Annotated in this window: 10 protein-coding genes; 9 read left to right on the top strand and 1 reads right to left on the bottom strand. The window is 73.5% G+C overall.

Annotated elements, in window-relative coordinates:
* Positions 1-32 precede the first annotated feature (32 nt).
* Entirely contained in the window at positions 33-233 is a 201-nt protein-coding gene (locus tag OHB41_RS47655; protein ID WP_266708208.1) for a hypothetical protein, read from the bottom strand.
* Positions 234-513: 280 nt separating this feature from the next.
* On the opposite strand from OHB41_RS47655, the gene OHB41_RS47650 reads away from it, so the two are divergent.
* From OHB41_RS47650 to OHB41_RS47610, 9 genes are all read left to right on the top strand, one after another.
* Positions 514-1602: an AfsR/SARP family transcriptional regulator gene (locus OHB41_RS47650; RefSeq protein WP_266708206.1), complete on the top strand. Its 1089-nt coding sequence runs from the start codon at positions 514-516 to the stop codon at positions 1600-1602.
* Between the two features lie 59 nt (positions 1603-1661).
* Positions 1662-4184: a TOMM precursor leader peptide-binding protein gene (locus OHB41_RS47645; protein WP_266708204.1), complete on the top strand. Its 2523-nt coding sequence runs from the start codon at positions 1662-1664 to the stop codon at positions 4182-4184.
* Entirely contained in the window at positions 4174-6129 is a 1956-nt protein-coding gene (locus OHB41_RS47640) for a TOMM precursor leader peptide-binding protein (protein WP_266708202.1), read from the top strand. The genes OHB41_RS47645 and OHB41_RS47640 overlap by 11 nt, the downstream gene beginning before the upstream one ends.
* A 124-nt stretch (positions 6130-6253) precedes the next feature.
* Positions 6254-7843: a nitroreductase family protein gene (locus OHB41_RS47635; protein WP_266708200.1), complete on the top strand. Its 1590-nt coding sequence runs from the start codon at positions 6254-6256 to the stop codon at positions 7841-7843.
* A 130-nt stretch (positions 7844-7973) separates the two neighbouring features.
* The gene (locus OHB41_RS47630; protein ID WP_323138602.1) at positions 7974-10733 is read left to right on the top strand and encodes a lantibiotic dehydratase; all 2760 of its coding nucleotides are present in this window, start codon (positions 7974-7976) and stop codon (positions 10731-10733) included.
* Positions 10730-11896, top strand: coding sequence for a lantibiotic dehydratase C-terminal domain-containing protein (locus OHB41_RS47625; protein WP_266708198.1), 1167 nt, complete (start codon positions 10730-10732; stop codon positions 11894-11896). The genes OHB41_RS47630 and OHB41_RS47625 overlap by 4 nt, the downstream gene beginning before the upstream one ends.
* Positions 11893-14307 carry an ATP-binding cassette domain-containing protein gene (locus OHB41_RS52865; protein ID WP_526025098.1) on the top strand — a complete coding sequence of 805 codons (2415 nt, stop codon included), beginning with the start codon at positions 11893-11895 and terminating at the stop codon, positions 14305-14307. The genes OHB41_RS47625 and OHB41_RS52865 overlap by 4 nt, the downstream gene beginning before the upstream one ends.
* Positions 14304-15056 (top strand): ABC transporter permease, encoded by a 753-nt coding sequence (locus OHB41_RS47615; protein WP_266708196.1) that lies wholly within the window; start codon positions 14304-14306, stop codon positions 15054-15056. The genes OHB41_RS52865 and OHB41_RS47615 overlap by 4 nt, the downstream gene beginning before the upstream one ends.
* Positions 15053-17095: a TOMM precursor leader peptide-binding protein gene (locus OHB41_RS47610; protein ID WP_266708194.1), complete on the top strand. Its 2043-nt coding sequence runs from the start codon at positions 15053-15055 to the stop codon at positions 17093-17095. Before OHB41_RS47615 ends, OHB41_RS47610 begins: the two co-directional genes overlap by 4 nt.
* Positions 17096-17226 lie beyond the last annotated feature (131 nt).

Here is a 17226-nt window from a genome sequence, read left to right as displayed (position 1 = left end):
GAACGCGATGAGACAACGGGATCAAACGCCTCTCAACGCCGATCCGGGTAGCGGGCCCGGCCGTTGGGCAGCTCGCCCGACGTGGAGTCCTCCAGCAGCGCGGTGTACTTCCGCGAGAGCTCTTCGTAGCGCTCATCGGTGGCCTCGGGCCGACGCTTGCGTCGGGTCATGAGGTACAGAGCGACGGGCCCGGTGATCATCGAGACGACCGGAATCAGCGCCCACCACGGCATGAATCCTCCCCTGAGTGCGGCATACGGAGATCCTCCGGCACTCCTCCGGGAGCGTATGCCCTGGCAGACCACCCGCCAAAACCACACCCCCACACTTGGGCATCCCGGGTCCCGGCGACCGCACTTGTAACCAGTTGTTTCATACCAACCACTGGACGTGGTGGCCTGATCGAATCTAAGTTCCCCTCTCGGCACCGAGCTTGTACCCGCCACACATCCCCGGCGGGGGCAAGTGCGTTGCCGTGCAATGCCTTTGGTGGACCACCCCACCCACCGTGCGATGCGAAAGGCTGTGGTGAAGACCGGTGCCCCCGCGCCCGACGGCGCACTCGCTGAACTGACTACCGCCGCAGCAGGAGCCACCGACCGACCCCGCTTCCTGGTGCTCGGTCTGCTGGCCATCACCGACGGCCACGAGACGGTCGTGCTGCAACCCTCCCGACCCAGTGCGCTGCTCGCCGCGCTCCTTCTGCATCCCGGCGCCGTCGTCTCCGCCGATTTGCTTCAGCGCGTGGTCTGGGGAACCCGACCACCGGCCGGCGGCCGATCGGCGCTGCACACCTGTGTGCTGCGACTGCGCCGGCTCTTCGCGAAGTACGGCGTAGCCGACCAGGCGATCGAGGCCGTCCCCGGCGGTTACCGGCTCCACGCCGACGCCGACACCCTCGACCTGCTCCGGTTCCGCGAGTTGTTGCGACGGGCCGGTGCCAGCGAAGACCCCGAGTCCGCGCTGCACCTCGCCCGGACCGCGCTGCGCCTCTGGAAGGGTCCGGTCCTCGGCAACGTCCACTCCGACGAGCTCCATCGTGACCTCGTGCCCCGCCTGACCGAGGAACGGCTCCTCGCGGTCGAGCGCGTCTTCGACGGTGAACTGAGCCTGGGACGACACCGGGAGATGGTCGCCGACGCCCGCGAGGCGATCCGAGCCGATCCCGGCCACGAGGGGCTGTCCGCCCTGCTCATCGAGGCCCTGTACCGCTCCGGGCGACGCGCCGAGGCACTCGCCGAGTATCGCAGGATCCACGCGCACCTCACCTCGGAGCTGGGCGTGGAGCCCGGCACGGCACTGCGCGACCTGCACGGCGCCGTCCTGCGCGGCGAACCAACCGGCGGACGTCCCGGGTCGGCCAACGCAGGTGTTCCGCCACCCACAGCCGCTGCGTCGTCCGGTCTCGGACGGGCCTCACCTCCGGCCTCGGGAACCCTCGTCCTGCGCGCCCTCGTCAACGCCGGGCTGTTGGAAGAGGATCCGTCCGGCCGCTACCGCGTCCACGACCTGCTTCGGCTCTTCGTCCAGGCGGCCGGCACCAGCCTCCCGAGCGCCGCCCCACCCGATCCGACGTACTTCTCCCCGCCGGCCGCCGGCTGACCGTCCCCCCGCCGACCACTGGCTGACCGCCCCCCGCACTTCGGAGGTTTACGCACCCCATGGCCTACGCTCCCGCGTCCCACGAGGAGATCGCTCAGTCGCGGCCCCGCATCCGCAGGGACGTGCTGTTCACCCGGACCCCGTCCGGGGTGCTCTTCCACAACGCCCACGGCGGGTTCAATGTCGTCACGCAGTCCGCGTACCGCTTCGCCGCGCTGATCGTGCCCCATCTCGACGGCGAGCGCCGGGTCGAGGAACTGTGCGCCGGCCTGGGGGACAAGCAGCGCGACATGGTGGTCCAACTCGTGCGCGCACTCTACGCGCGTGGTTTCGCCCGGGACGCCGGGCTTACGCCACCGGCGGTCGGCTTGTCACCCCAGGTAAAGAAACGTTTCTCGCGTCAACTCGACTACCTTGACCACTACGCGGACAACGCGCCCGCCCGATTCCTGCGCTTCCGCTCCACCCCCGTCGCGGTCCTGGGCGACGGCGCCCTGGCCCGGTGGGCGGCGCTCGGCCTGCTCCGTAACGGCTGCGCCGCCGTGACCATCACCGAGCCGGACCTGCCGTACGACGGGCTCTCCCGCGAACTCCACGGGGTCGAGGGCACCGCCGACCTCGACGCCGAGGCCGCGGCCCTCACCGAGGCGGGCTGCGCCCCCCGCCTGGTCCGCCTGCCCGCACCCACCGCCGGGGCTTCGCCCGCCGAAGTCCGGCCCGCCGCAGGCACCCCCTTCGACGACGGGACGTACGGCTGGCAGGACCTCGACGGCTGGGACACCGTCCTGGTCGCCGGTGCGGCCGGGCGCCGTCAACTGCTCCGACTGCTCGCCGAGGGCGTGCCCGCCGGCCGCCGACTGCTCGGAGCCTGGACGTTCGGCAATCGTGCCGTCGTCGGCCCGGTGATGACCGCAGACGATCCCGGCTGCTGGTGCTGCGCCGTCCTGCGGCTCGGCGCGGGCTCCGACGCCGCCGACAGCGCGGAACTGTGGGCCTCGGTCGGCCCCGCCGCGCCGCTGGGCGCCCCCGCACCCGACCTCACCGGCCCGCTCGCCGGCATGCTCGGCAACCTCCTCGCCTTCGAGGTGTTCCGCCTCACCACCGAGGCGCTGCCCGCCGAGACCCGTAACCAGATCGTGGTCCAGGACCTCGACTCCCTCGACGTACTGACCGAGCCGCTCCTCCCGCACCCCCGCTGCCCGTACTGCGCGGCCGGGGAAACGGGCTTGGCCGAGGATGCCGGGGGGACCGAGGACGGCGGTGGGATCGAGAACACCGGCGCCGCCGAGGGCCTCGGCGGGGCCCTGAACTCCGCCGCGGACGAGAACGCCGGTGCGGTCAAGGACATCGCCGCGGTCACGGGCGTCGCCGGCGCCGAGCAGGCCACCGTCGCCGCCGCGGACACCAGCGCGACCGAACCCGCCGCCCTTCCGGGCGAGATGCTGCGTACGCCCCACTCGGACGACGAGCCCGCGGTGCCGCCCGCCGACGGAGCCGCCGACGAAGACGCCGCCAAGGCCCTGCTCGCGGCACTCGAGCAGCGAAGCGTCCTCGTCCACGAGCGGGCCGGTGTCTTCACCGCGTTCGCCGACGAGGACTGGGAGCAGACCCCGCTCAAGGTCAGCACCGTCGTCCTGGGCATCGCGCCCGGCCGGACGCGCCGGATCTCCGCCGCCGATGTCCACACCGTGGCCGGTGCCCGCCTCACCGCGCTCTTCCGTGCCGCGGAGGTCTACGCCGAACACGTCGTTCCGCCCCGGGTGCTCGACGCCACCGCGCTCCCGGCCGCCGTCGGCAAGTGGACCCGTGTCGCGCCGGCCGAACTCGCCGTCTCCAGCGGGCTCGACGTCCCGGCGGACCGGGTCGCCCACTGGAGCGAAGCCGTCTCCCTGACCGACGGCCGGACCGTGCTGGTACCGGCGGGCGCCGTCCGCACCCTGGGCGGCTGGAACGATCTGGGCCTGTTCGAGCGGACCTCGGCCGGCACCGGCGTCGCCACCGCCCCGCGGCCCGCGCTCGCCCGAGCCCTGGCGACCGCACTCGCGCTCGACGCGCTGCGCGGCGCCGTCCGCCGCACCGCACCGGTGCCCGCCGTGGACCCCTCCTCCCTCACCGCCGACCCCGAGGCGCTCTTCCTGCTGCGCTCGGCGGAGAACCTGGGCGTCGACGTCGAGATCCTCGACCTCACCGCAGCCGGCGACGGTCTGCTGCCCGTCGCCCTGGCCCGCCTCACCGATCCGGCGACCGCCGAGGTGCGCTGGGCGACCGGCAGCGGCCTGCGGCACCGCGACTCCGTACTGGAGGCCCTGCGCGACCTGCTCGGCGCCGAGCAACTGCGCCGCGCCGCGGACGGACCCGACACCGGCGACCCGATGTGGGCCGACCTGGACGCCGCCACCCTCGTCGCCGAGGGCGTCGTACCGCTGGCGGACACCGACACCACCTGGGCCGCCGTGCTCGACGGCCTCGCCGCCGCCGGCCGGGACGCCCTCGCGGTACCGCTGCGCGCCCCCGACCTCGCGGCCGGGCACCTCCACGCGGCGCGCGTCCTGCTGACCCGCGGGGCGCCCTGTGCCGACTGACACCGTGGCCGCGCCGCGCGACCGGGCCGCGGCACGTGAAACGGGGTCCACCGGGCCCTGGGACGAGGTCTGCGCCGCGCTGACCGACGCCCTCGCGGAGCGTGCGGGACGCCACCCCGGCACACCGCCGGCCGTAGTGGTCCCGCTCGGCCGTCGCGATGAACTGGCCGCCGGACCGGCGGAGTTCGCCGCCGACGCCGTACCGGTCGGGCTGTACGGGCACCACGCCGTGGTCGGCCCGCCGACCGTGGACGGCGGTCCGGGCTGTCCGGGCTGTCTGGCCCGGCGCTGGCAGTCGGTACGGGCCGGATTTTTGCGCGACGCCATCGAGCGCGACGGGGAGACCCGGGCCACCGGCATCCCGCCGTGGCAGGCCGACTTCGTGGCGGACGCCCTGTCCGCCCTCGTCGCGGCGGCGGCCCGGCACCCCCGCGCCGCCCGACACCCGTGGGTGTGGCTGCTGGACCTGGAGACGCTGCACGTGGCCCGGTTCCCGCTGGTACCGGACGGTGAGTGCCCGTCCTGCGGGTCACGTCCCGACGACACCGCCGAAGCCGCCCGGATCACCCTCGACTCCAGCCCCAAGCACGCCCCGGACGGCTTCCGGCTGCGCCCGCTGCACGCCTACGACCTGGTGCCCGAGGCGTTCGCCAACCCCGTCACCGGGATGCTCGGACCGTCCGTCGTACCCGACCTGACGTCCGCCTCCACCTCCTCCACGGTCGGCGCGTTCACCACCCGCTCGGGCGACTACCTGCGGGAGTGCTACTGGGGCGGTCACACCGGCACCTACGACGCGAGCGTACGCGTGGGACTGCTGGAGGGACTTGAGCGGTACGCGGGGATGCGGGCCCGCGCCAAGCGGCCCGTCGTGACCGCCGCGCTCGACGACCTCGGCGACACGGCGGTCGATCCGCGTGTCACCGGCCTTTACTCCGACGCCTTCCACGCCGCCGACCCGGACGCGCCGCGCTTCGCCCCGGACCGCCCGGTGCGGTGGGTGTGGGGCTGGTCGCTGCGCGAGGACCGGCCGGTTCTCGTACCGGAGGTCGTGGCGTACTACCACGCACCCGGGGGTATCCAGCGGCGCTTCGTCCAGGAGAGCTCCAACGGCTGTGCCTCCGGCGGCAGTCTCGCCGAGGCCGTCTACCACGGCCTGATGGAGACCATCGAGCGCGACGCGTTCCTGCTGGCCTGGTTCGGCCGGGCCCGGCTGCCCGAGATCGACCCGTCGAGCAGCACCCGGCCGGCCACCCGGGCCATGGTCGCCCGGCTCGCCATGTACGGCTACCGGGCACGGTTCTTCGACACCCGCGTCACCTTCCCGGTGCCGGTGGTGACGGCGGTCGCCGAACGCGTCGACGGCGGACCCGGACTGCTCTGCTTCGGCGCGGGCGCCTCCCTCGACCCCGAGGACGCGCTCGCCGGCGGGCTCTGCGAGATCGCCACCGACTCCGTCAACCTCCGCCGCCGTACGGCTCGCGAGGAGCGTCGACTCCGGCGGATGGCGGAGGACTTCGGCGAGGTGCGGGTGCTGCACGACCACCCACTGCTGTACGGGCTGCCCGAGATGGGCCCGTACACCGACTTCCTGCTGCGCGGCCGCGACGTCGCGGACCGGGTGCCGCTGTCGTCGCTCGCCTCCGGCCCCGGTGCCCTGCCCGCCTCGGCCGATCTGCGGGACGACGTGGCGGCGTGCGTCGACGCGGTCACCGCACGGGGATTCGACGTGGTGGTGGTCGACCAGACCGTCGCCGAACAGCGGGCACTCGGCTTTCACACGGTCAAGGTCCTGGTGCCCGGCCTCATCCCGATCGACTTCGGCTGGAACCGGCAGCGCGGCCCCCTGATGCCCCGCGCACGCACCGCGCTGCGAGAGGCAGGACTGCGCGCCGACGACCTGCCCCCGGACGGCCTCAACCCGGCCCCGCACCCCTTCCCTTGACCACCGCACCCGTCGCTCGACCGACGCGCCGGCCCCCGACATCCGCACCACGCCCCATACGGCGCCCGGCACTTCAGCCGTCCGCGCCCACCACAGACGAGCACGAGCAGAAAAGGGAGTGACCGTGGGATACGCCCATGAGTACGCGACCGCGGTGATGCGGCGGGGCCGAGTCCCCATGGAACCGGCCGACTTCGTCCCCGACTGGTCCGACCGCCCCCGCAAGGGCAAGTTCTTCCCCGGCGCCTCGCACGTGCCACTCCCCGACGGCGGCTGCGCCGCGGACGCGACCCTCGGCCGGGGCCTGTTCGGCGAGTCCGGCACGGGCGCGTTCACGCTGCCGCTGCTCGGCGCGATGCTCCGGGACTCCTACGGTCTGACCGGGCGCCGTCTCGCCGTCCAGGCCAACACCGACCTGGGCTCCCTGCCGTTCTACTCGCACGCCAACTGGTCGCGCGGCACCGCCTCCGGCGGCGGCCTCTACCCCATCGGCGTGCACTGGATCAGCGGGGCGAGCGGGCCCCTGACGCCGGGCGTCTACTACTACGACACCCCGCACCACCGCGTCACCCGGGTCCTGTCGGGCGACGTGAGCGCAGAGGTCCGCACGGCCCTCGGCGATCTGGAGGAAGCCGCCGGGACCGACCAGTTCCTCGTCCTCGGCGTGACGTTCTGGCAGAACTCGTTCAAGTACAACAGCTTCTGCTACCACGCCGTGACGATGGACATCGGCGCCCTCGTGCAGACCTGGCGCATGTGGGCCCGCGCGCACCGCCTCCACCTCGGCAGCGCCCTCTGGTTCGACGAGCCCCGGCTCGGCCGGCTGCTCGGGCTGACTCCCGAGGAGGACGGTGTGTTCGCCGTCGTACCGCTGCGCTGGGCCGGCACCGCCGCACCGACGCCGGCACCGGCGACACCCGACGCCTTCGTGCGCCGGGTCCCCGACGAGAAGTCCCACCGGGTGCTGTCCTTCCCGACCCTGGAACGTATCCACGCCGCCACCCTGGAGGGCGCCGCGGACCGGCCCGCCCCCGGCGTCCTGGACGCCGCCCTCGCCGCTCCCGCCGTCTCCGGCGACCGCGTCCCACTGCCGGCGCCCGCGCCGCTGGAGGTTCCCGTACGCCGTGCGCTGCGTGAACGCCGCAGCAGCTTCGGGCGGTTCACGTCCGTCGAGCCGCTCGACGCGGCCAAGCTGTCCGCCACGCTGCGGGCGGCGATGGCCGCGAGCACGCTGGACAGTGACGCCGAATCGCCCGGGGGAGCACCCCTGACCCGGCTGTGCGTTTTCGTCAACCATGTCCGCGACGTGCCGGCCGGCCTCTACGAGTACGACCGTGACACCGGTGAGCTGGTGCTGCTGAAGGCGGGCGACTACGGCTCCTTCCTCCAGCAGAACTACTTCCTCGCCAACTACAACGTGGAGCAGGCCGCCGCCGTCCTGGTGCCGGTGGCACGTACACACGCCGTGCTGGACGCCGTCGGGGACCGCGGCTACCGCCTGGTCAACGCCGTTGTCGGCGCCGTCGCCCAGGCCGTCTACACCGCCGCCTCCGCGGCCGGCACCGGCTGCGGTGTCGCCCTGGGCTTCGACAGCGTCTCGTTCGAGGAGGAACTCGGGCTGGCCGAGCGGGGCGAGATCCCGCTGCTGATCATGATGATCGGCCACGAGCGTGCCCGCTCCGCCGACTACCGCTACGACATCGTCGCGCCGTGACCCCCGGCCGGGCCCTGCCCCCGAACGCCGCCCCGCCCCGGGGTCGCCGACCGGACTGGCGGCCCGCCCGCGGACGGCGGCACACCCCACACGAAAGACGGCAGCACACCCCACACGAAAGGGGGAGGGCGTGAGCCCCACCGCCACCAGTCCGGCCCAGGACTCCACCGACGCCGGTGGATCCGCGTCCCTGCACGGCCGCTTCATGCTGCGCGTCGCAGGCCTCCCGATCGACACCGTCGTCGCCCTGCGCGCCCCCGAGGCAGCCGACTGGGCCGCCCGCGCCACCGACGAAGAGGATCGGCTCGCCGCACTCGGCGCCGCTCTCAGCGACCCGCTGTCCACCGTGGTCGGCGCCACCGAGGACGCCGCGCTGCGCCGCCGTCTGCTCGCGCTGCGCCGCAACGTCTTCAACAACCGTCTGCCGAACGACCTCGACGCGGCCCGCGCCCTGGCCGCCGAGATCGGCGGGGACACCGGAGCCGACCTCGCGACCTGGCTCGACGCCCGCCTCCGCTGGGCGGACCTGCGCGCCGAGGGGGAGAGCGTCCTCGCCGCCGGACTCGCCCGCACCCGCACCGCCCTGCGCGAGCTCGCCCTGGACGACCGGCTGCGCCGAGGCCTGCTGCTCGCCTCGCCCACTCTGGAGGAGCGGCTCGACGCGTTCGCCGCAGATCCCGCTCCCGTCCCCGGCAAGCGGGCCCGCAAGATGGAACGCTCACTGCTCTCGTACGTCTACCGCACCGCCTGCAAGACCAGCCCCTTCAGCACCCTCACCGGTGTCGCCCTCGGCGGTTTCGAGACGTCGGACGGAACACCGGCGGCCACCCACGTCGGCGACGACTGGACGGGGCACTGCCGGCTCAACGTCGTGGTCCTCACCCGGCTCGCCGAACTGGTCGCCGCCGACCCCCGGCGCCGCGCCGACCTGCTGGTGGCCCTCGCCTCCGGATGGAAGCTGGACGACGACCGGGTCCGCTACGTCCAGCGGGCCGTCACCGCGGGCGACGACAGCGCCGCGGTCAGCTTCGACGCCGCCCAGGACCGGCTCCTCTTCCTCCGCCGCCGAGGCACCCTGGACGGCATGCTCGCCCTGCTGCGGGACCACGACGCCACCCTCCGCCACGGCGACCTGGCCAACTGGCTGGCCACCACCACCGGCGCCGACGACGAGGCCGCGGGACACTACCTCACCGCCCTGCTCGACCTCGGCATGCTCCAACTGCCCAGCCTCGCCACCGAAGTCCACGACCGCGAGCCGCTGCGCGCCTTCCAGCAGTCGCTGCGCGCGCTCGAACGCCCCTGGGCCGACGAACTCGCCGCCCGTCTGGGCGGCCCGGCCGACGTCCTCGCCCGGTACCCGGAGGCGGACGTCCCCGGCCGCCGCGCCCTGCTCAGGACGCTCCGCGCCGACCTGCTCGCCCTCCAGAGCGACCTCGGCGCCGAACGGCCCGCACTGCCACAGACCCTGGTCTACGAGGACGTGTCCGCCGGCACCACCAGCGCCGGCCTCGCCGAGTGGACCGCGCTCGCCGCCGCCCCGCTCCGCTCGATCGGCCGGGTGCTGCCCGCCTTCGACGTGGCGCTGCCCCAACGGCTCACCCTCAAGGGCTTCTTCCTCGCCCGCTTCGGACGCGGCGGGCGGTGCGAGGACCTGCTGCGTCTGGTCCACGACTTCCACGAGGACATCTTCCGGCAGTACCTCCAGTTCACCGCGACCAAGGACGACCGCCTCCCGGACGGCAGCCACGCCCCGGAGGAGAACTGGCTCGGCATGCCGGAGATCACCGCCGTCGACCGGGCGCGCGCGGCCCTCACCGCCCGGATGCGCGCCGACTGGGCCGAACTTCCCGCCGGAGCCGAAGAGTTCGTGCTCGACGACGCCACCGTGGCCGAGGTGGCCGAAGCGCTCGGCTCCGCCGCGCCCACCTTCCAGCCGCACAGCCACTTCCTCCAACTGGCCCGCCGCGACGGCGATCCGCTGGTCGTGCTGAACGACTCCTTCGGCGGCCTGTGCTTCCCCTTCACCCGCTTCACGCACTGCTTCGACGGCGCGGACGCCCCCGGTCTGACCCAGGCGCTGCGCGAGGAACTGCGCCGACTCCTGCCGCCCGGCGCGGTCTTCGCCGAGATCACCGCCGGTGCAGCCACCACCAACCTCAACCTCCACGGCCGCCTCACCGACTACGAGATCGTCTGCCCCGGTGAGCACAGCACCGCCCCGGAGGAGGCCCGACTGCACCTCGACGACCTCTACGCCGTGCACGACGCGGACAGCGACCGGCTCACCCTGCGCTCACACCGCCTGGACCGCGAGGTCGTCCCGCTCTACCTCGGCTACCTCGTTCCCATGGTGCTGCCCGAGATCCCCCGCACCCTGCTGCTGTTCTCGCCGACCGCCCGGTCCGTGCCGGACGTATGGCGCGGGGTGCCCACCGGACCTGAGGACGACGGCGTCACCCGGCGGCCCCGGGTCCGCCACCACTCCCTCGTGCTCCAGCGGCGCTCCTGGACGGCGGCCGACGGCACCCTCCCGCTGCGCGCCCCCGACACCACCGACGGCGAGTGGTACCTCGGCTGGCACCGCTGGCGCGTCCGGCACGGGCTGCCCGACCGGGTGTTCGCCACCGTCCACGAGGAGACCTCGGGCGAGAGCGGCGGCTGGTTCGGCGGTTCCAAGCCCCAGTACGTCGACTTCGAGAGCCCGCTCTCCCTCACCGCCCTCGAAGGCCTCCTGGCAGGGAAACACGCCCGCACCGTCTTCGAGGAGATGCTGCCCGGCGAGAGCGAACTCCACGTCACCTCACCACGCGGCCGACATGTCGCCGAACTCGCCGTAGAGATACTGCCCGGCCCGGCCGGCCTGCCCGAAGAGGACCCCACCCGATGACCGCGCCCACCGCATCCCCCGACACCCCCGGCACCCAGGACGACGACGCCCCCGGCGACTGGCTCGCCGTGCACGTCTTCTACGCAGCCAGCCCCCGCCCGCTGCTCCTGCAGTGCGTCAGACCACTCGTGGACGAACTCACCGAGGAGGGCCTGCTCGCCGGGTACTTCTTCATCAACTACTGGCTGGAGGGCCCGCACCTGCGGCTGCGGCTGCGCCCCCGGCGGGCCGCCGACGCCCCCGTCGTCCGGGAGCGGGCACACGCGGCCCTCGACGCCTTCCTTCGGGAACGGCCGGCGCTGTACGAGGTGAAGGCGGGCTTCCTCGCCGAGCTGTACGAGACCCTGTTCACCCTGGAGTACACCGAGGACCAGCGCGCCGCGTTCCTCGGCGACGACGGACGGATGCGACTGCGCCCCAACAACAGCTTCGAGGACCGGCCTTACGAGCCCGAGTACGGCAAATACGGCGGCCCCAGCGGCATCGCCCTGGCCGAGTGGCACTTCCAGCACTCCAGCGACCTGGTCGTCGAGGCCACGCGCAGCATGAACCTGCACCTGCGCACCGTGCTCCTCGGGCTCTCCGCCCAGCTGATGATGGTCATGTCCGGCACCTTCCTCAAGGACGACGCGGCGCTGCTCACCTTCCTCGACCGCTACCACGCCTTCTGGGACCGGGCGTTCAACGGAACCAACTACACCGAGGACAAGGGCTACGACCGCGCCTACAGCGCGATGGGCGCGAGCCTTCCCGAGCGTTTCCGCCGCATCCGCGACACGGTCGCGCAGGGCGAGCCGGAACGGCTCCCGGCGTTTCTGCGCGGCTGGGCCGAGCACTGCGCCGAACTGCGCGACCGGGCCGAGGCGTTGGCGGTGGGTGGTGAGCTGACGTTCCGGGCGTGGGACAACAGCCGCGACATCCGCCCCACCGATCCCGCCCAGGCGCTGCCCATGCTGCTCTCGCCGTACATGCACATGACCAACAACCGGCTGAGCATGACCATCCGCGACGAGGCGTTCCTCTCCTACGTCCTGGCCCGCGCTCTGCGTGACGAGGCGTCCGGGAACGCCGGGGAGAAGGGGGACGCGGAGGCCGCGGGCACCGACGGACCGGGCGCCGACCCGGCGCCGGAAGGCGGTCGGACGCCGGGGAGCGAAGAGTGAGCACCGACGCGTTCCTCGCCGCCCGGCCGTGCGTACGGGGCGACGTCGTGTTCGGCCCCAGCCTGGTGCGCGGTGCCGACCGCATCCACCTGCTGATGGACCCGCGCACCGGTCGGCGCCTGGAGTTCGGCCCCAAGGAGCACTTCATCATCGCCCGGCTCGACGGCAGTCACAGCCTCGACGAGATCGGCCAGGCGTACGCGGGCGAGTTCGGGGCGCGACTCGGCGAGGCCCAGTGGGGACAGATGCTCCGGCTGCTGCACGGCCGAGACCTCCTAGACAGCGGCCCCGCACCGGCCGCCGTGCCCTCCACGCCGCCCACCGTTCCCCGGGCCGGCCATCCGCCGAGCAGCATCCTCGCCGGACGGACCCGGCTGGTCGCCGACGCGCCCGCGCTGATGGACCGGCTGCACCGGGCCACCGCTCCCGCCCGACGGCCCGCCGTGCTGATCCTGCTCGTCATGCTGGCCGTCGCGCTGCTCGCCGCCGTCGCCGTCCAGGCCGGCCCGCTCTGGCGGCACACCGAGGAGACGGCACGGCAGCCCGCGCTGCTGCTCGCCGTCGGCTGCGTCCTGTGGTGCAGCCTCGCCCTCCACGAACTCGCCCACGGACTGTTCGCACGGGCCTGGGGCGGCCGCGTCACCGAAGTCGGGCTGCGCTGGATCCTCGGCGCCACCTATCTCTACTGCACGGTGGAGGACGTCCAGTTCCTCGGCAGCCGCGGCCGCAAGGTCGCCACCGCCTGCGCCGGCGTCTTCGCCAACCTGCTCTTCCTCGTGCCCTTCTACGCCGTGTGGGCGCTGTTGCCCGCCCAGGCCCAGGCCCGCCCCGCGCTCGGCGCGCTGCTTCTCCTCGGGGTGGTCTCCGCCGTGGCCAATCTGCTGCCGCTGGCACCCCTCGACGGCTACCGGGCCCTCGGCCACGCCCTAGGCGTCACCCAACTCGCCACCGGCAGCCGCGACTTCGCGGGTATCGCGGTCCGTGCCGCGTTCCGCCGCGGACCCGGCCTCACCGCGTACCCGCCCCGACTGCGGGTCCTGTACGGCGGCTTCGCCCTGCTGACCGCCGTACAGAGCGCCGCGCTGCTCGCCCTGTGCGGAGCCGCGTTGCGCGTCACCCTGCCGGACGGCCTCGCGGTCCTGGCCTGGTGGCTGCCCGTCGCCCTGCTCGCCGCCGTACTGCTCCTGTGGGCCCTGGGTTCATTCGGCCGCTCCCGGCGCACCACGCCCGCCGCGACCAGTGGCCCCACGCAGGCGCCCGCGCCCGACGGACGTGCCCCCGCCGCCTCCCCGAAGGACCAGGGCACCGGCCCCACACCCCCCACCGCCACGTCTGGGCACCCCACCCCGGCGACGGGCACCGGACCGCTCCCGCACGGCCCGAGCCCACGGATCCACCCTAGGAAAGAGGCGATGAGCGCACCCGAAAGCAAGTCCGAGACCGTCACCGAGGCCATCCTCACCGAGACCCTCCCCGCTGAGAGCGCCGTCGGTGTGACCGCTACTGAGCCGGTCGTCGCCGTGGACGGCGTCACCAAGCGGTACGGGGAGGTGACGGCACTCGACGGTGTCAGCCTCGACGTACGACACGGCGAGTTCTTCGGCATCCTCGGCCCCAACGGCGCGGGCAAGACCACCCTGGTGGAGATCGTCGGGGGCATGCGCGAGGCCGATTCCGGCACGGTGACCGTCTTCGGGCAGAGCCCCTGGCCCCGCGACACCGCGCTGCTGGCCCGGATCGGTGTACAGACGCAGGCGTCGGCGTTCTTCGCCCGCCTCACCGCGGGCGAGCATCTGCGCACGGTCGCCGCGCTCTACGGCATGGACCCGACCGCAGCGACCACCGCACTGGAACGCGTCAACCTCACCGAGAAGGAGAACGCCCGCGTCGACCACCTCTCGGGCGGTCAGCGCCAGCGCCTCGCCGTCGCGACCGCGCTGCTGCACGAACCCGATCTGATCTTCCTGGACGAACCGACGGCCGCCCTCGACCCCGAGGCCCGCCGCGAACTGTGGGACGTACTGCGCTCGTTGCGCGCGGAGGGGCGCACGATCATCTGCACCACCCACTACCTGGAGGAGGCCGAGGCGCTCTGCGACCGGGTGGCGATCATCGCCGGCGGCCGGGTCGTCGCGCTCGACACGCCCCGCAACCTCATCCGCTCCCTCGCCGCCCCCACCCGCCTGTTCGTCCCCGCCGCCGGCCTCTCCGCCGAGGCGGCCGTCGCACTGGCCGGCGTGGACCGCGCCACCGTCCAGGGCGACGACCTAGTCCTGGAGACGACCGTCCCCAACCGCGTCCTCACCGCCCTCGGGGACCTCGTGGACATCGACACGGTCACCGTCCGCACCCCCACCCTCGAAGACGCCTACCTGACGCTGACCGGAACCGGATCGGAGCACCACCGTTGAGCGCCTACGCCGCACTGACCAGGGCCACCTACGTCGCGAGCGTGCGCGACAGGACGACCCTCTTCTTCACCTTCGCCTTCCCGCTCGCCTTCCTGGTCCTCTTCGGCCTCATCTTCCAGGGCCAGCACGTCGACGGCGGCCTGTCGTCCATCAACTACATCGCTCCGGGCGTGCTCTCCTGGGGTGTGGGCAACGCGGCGGTGTTCTCCGTCGGCTTCGCCCTGATGCAGTGGCGCCGGGACGACCTGCTCCGCCTCATCTGGCGGACCCCGACCCCGCTGCGCACGCTGCTCGCCTCGCGCTGGACCGTGGCGCTGGGCGTCGCTCTGGTACAGACGGTGCTGTTCACCGCCATCGCCCTGCTGCCGTTCTTCGGCCTCCGGCTCAACGGGACCTGGTGGGCGGCGATTCCGCTGCTGGTAGGGGGAGTCACGGCCTTCCTCGCCATGGGTCTGGTCGTGGGCAGCGTCGCCAACAGCCCGGAGGCGGTCGCGGCCATCGCCAACATCGTGATGGTGCCCATGGCCTTCCTCTCCGGGTCGTTCTTCCCCGACGACCTCATGCCGGGCTGGCTGCGTGACGTCGCCAAGGTCCTGCCGCTGCACTACCTCAACGACGGGCTCACCGACGCCTTCGGCGGCCGCGGGGATCTCGGTGACATCGGTGTGGACTGCGTGGGCCTCGCCGTGTTCGCCCTGGTCTTCGGGCTGATCGCCACCCGGATCTTCCGCTGGAGCAACCGGCCATGACCACCGTCACCGCCCCCGCACCCGCCGTCCCGCCCCTGGAGGCCGCCCGCGCGGAACTCCAGACCCGCCTGGCGGCCCGCGCCGCGGCGGCCGGTGTGCCCGCCCCGGCCGTCTCCCGTATCGGCGACATCAACGTCCTCGGCAGGCCGGCCGGCCAGTCCGTGCCCACGGCAACCGTCACGGAGGGGGTGGACACGCAGTCCACGCCCACGGCGGCGGTCCCGGGCGGGCAGCCCGCGCCCCCGAACGCGGCCGTCGTCCACCTCACCGCCCAGGCCGTGCTGCTCGGCCCCTGGGGCGGCGCCCCCGACGCCGACCCGGCCTGTGGAACCTGCCTGGCCATGCGCCGTCAGAGGCTGCGCACCCGCACCGAGCGCGAGGCACTGGAGACCGGCACGGAGACCACCGCGGCCGGACCGTGGCCCACCCTGCCGGACCACACCGTGGACGCCGTGTGGTCCCTGCACCGGCTCATCACCACCGGCGCCGCGCCGCACACCGCCGACGGCGCTGACGGCGCCGACGGCGCACTGCCCCGGATCACCGAACTCGACCTGGAGACCCTCCGGGTACGCACCTTCCCGCTGGTGCCCGAGCCGATGTGCCCGCACTGCCGCCCGTTCACCGAGGAGGCCGCCCTGCGGGCCGCCGCCGAGGCCACCCCGGAGCCGCCGTCATCCCGCCGGAAACCGGGCCCGGACACCTACCGGCTGCGCCGTCCCGACGACTACCCGCTGCCGGTCAAGGGTCTCGCCAACCCGGTGTGCGGGGTGCTCGGCGGCGGCACCTGGATCGACGTCACCTCACCCACGACCGCGCCGGTCGCCGGCAGCGTCTTCATGCGCGGCTACGCCGGACTCACCGACGTCACCTGGAGCGGTCAGGCCAACTCCTACGCCGGCAGCCGCGATCTGGCGTTCCTCGAAGGTCTGGAACGGTACGCGGGCACCCACCGCCGACACCGTGCCCCGGTCGTCACCGCGTCCCTCGACGAACTCGGCGACCGGGCCCTCGACCCACGCGTGTGCGGCCTGTACGAACCCCGCACCTACGCCCTGGACCCGATGGTCCAGCCCTTCGACCCGGCCCGGCCGCTGCCCTGGGTCACCGGATGGTCGCTGCGCGACGAGCGTCCGGTGCTCGTCCCGGCCCGGCTCGTCTACTACAGCGCCGGTACCCGCGAGGACAACTTCGTCTTCGAGTGCTCCAACGGCTGCGCCACCGGCGGGACCTGGGAGGAAGCCGTCTTCTTCGGCCTCCTCGAACTCGTCGAGCGGGACGCCTTCCTGCTCGGCTGGTACGGCGACCTGCCCCTGTCCGAGATCGACTTGGCCTCGGTACGCGGCCCGAAGGTGCGGGCCATGGTGGCGCGGGCCGCGCTCCAGGGCTACGACGTCCATGTCTTCGACAACCGGGTGGACCTGCCGGTCCCCGTCGTCACCGGCCTCGCGGTCCGCCGCGACGACGGGCCGGGAACACTGGCGTTCGCGGCCGGCGCCTCCTTCGACCCGGAGACGGCCGTCGAGTCCGCCGTCTCCGAGATCCTCACTTACATCCCGCACCTGCCCGGCCAGGTCGCCGAACGGCCCGCCGAACTCACCGCCATGACCGAGGACTTCGACCTCGTCGAACGACTTCCGGACCACGCGGCCCTGTTCGGGCTGCCCGCGATGCGCGAGCACGCCGCGAACTACCTCGCGCCGCCCCAGGTCGGTTCCCTCGGCGAACTGTTCGCCGGCTGGGACGGGCGCCGGCCGCGTACCGAGGACCTCCGCGACGATCTGCTGCTCCTGCGCGATCTGCTCGTCGGCGCCGACTGCGACGTCATCGCCGTCGACCAGACCACTCCGGAGCAGCGCCGGATGGGACTGCGTACGGTGGCGACCCTGGCCCCCGGGCTGCTGCCGATCGACTTCGGCTGGCGGCGGCAGCGTGCCCTGCACATGCCGCGCCTGCGGACTGCGCCGCACCGTGCCGGTCTGGTCCCGGCGCCGCTGCGGGAGGAGGACCTGCGGCGGGTGCCGCACCCGTTCCCCTGAGGGGCGAAGTCCGTGCCGTCCGCAGGGAGTTCGGCACGGGTCGCGGAGGTCGATGGCGGGGGAGAACGCCGTACGCCGCAGACGTCGACGGCCCCCGACGCGCAGGAGCGCGCCGGGGACCGTCGATGGCG

The sequence above is a fragment of the Streptomyces sp. NBC_01571 genome (assembly GCF_026339875.1).
GTDB lineage: Bacteria > Actinomycetota > Actinomycetes > Streptomycetales > Streptomycetaceae > Streptomyces.
The sequence above is the reverse complement of the archived record's forward strand: the minus strand, read 5'-3'. Positions and strand labels throughout refer to the sequence as shown.

Excerpts from the sequence above, each read along its gene's own strand:
- OHB41_RS47655 (WP_266708208.1), bottom strand. The coding sequence starts at position 233 with ATGCCGTGGTGGGCGCTGATTCCGGTCGTCTCGATGATCACCGGGCCC.
- OHB41_RS47650 (WP_266708206.1), top strand. The coding sequence starts at position 514 with ATGCGAAAGGCTGTGGTGAAGACCGGTGCCCCCGCGCCCGACGGCGCA.
- OHB41_RS47645 (WP_266708204.1), top strand. The coding sequence starts at position 1,662 with ATGGCCTACGCTCCCGCGTCCCACGAGGAGATCGCTCAGTCGCGGCCC.
- OHB41_RS47625 (WP_266708198.1), top strand. The coding sequence starts at position 10,730 with ATGACCGCGCCCACCGCATCCCCCGACACCCCCGGCACCCAGGACGAC.
- OHB41_RS47610 (WP_266708194.1), top strand. The coding sequence starts at position 15,053 with ATGACCACCGTCACCGCCCCCGCACCCGCCGTCCCGCCCCTGGAGGCC.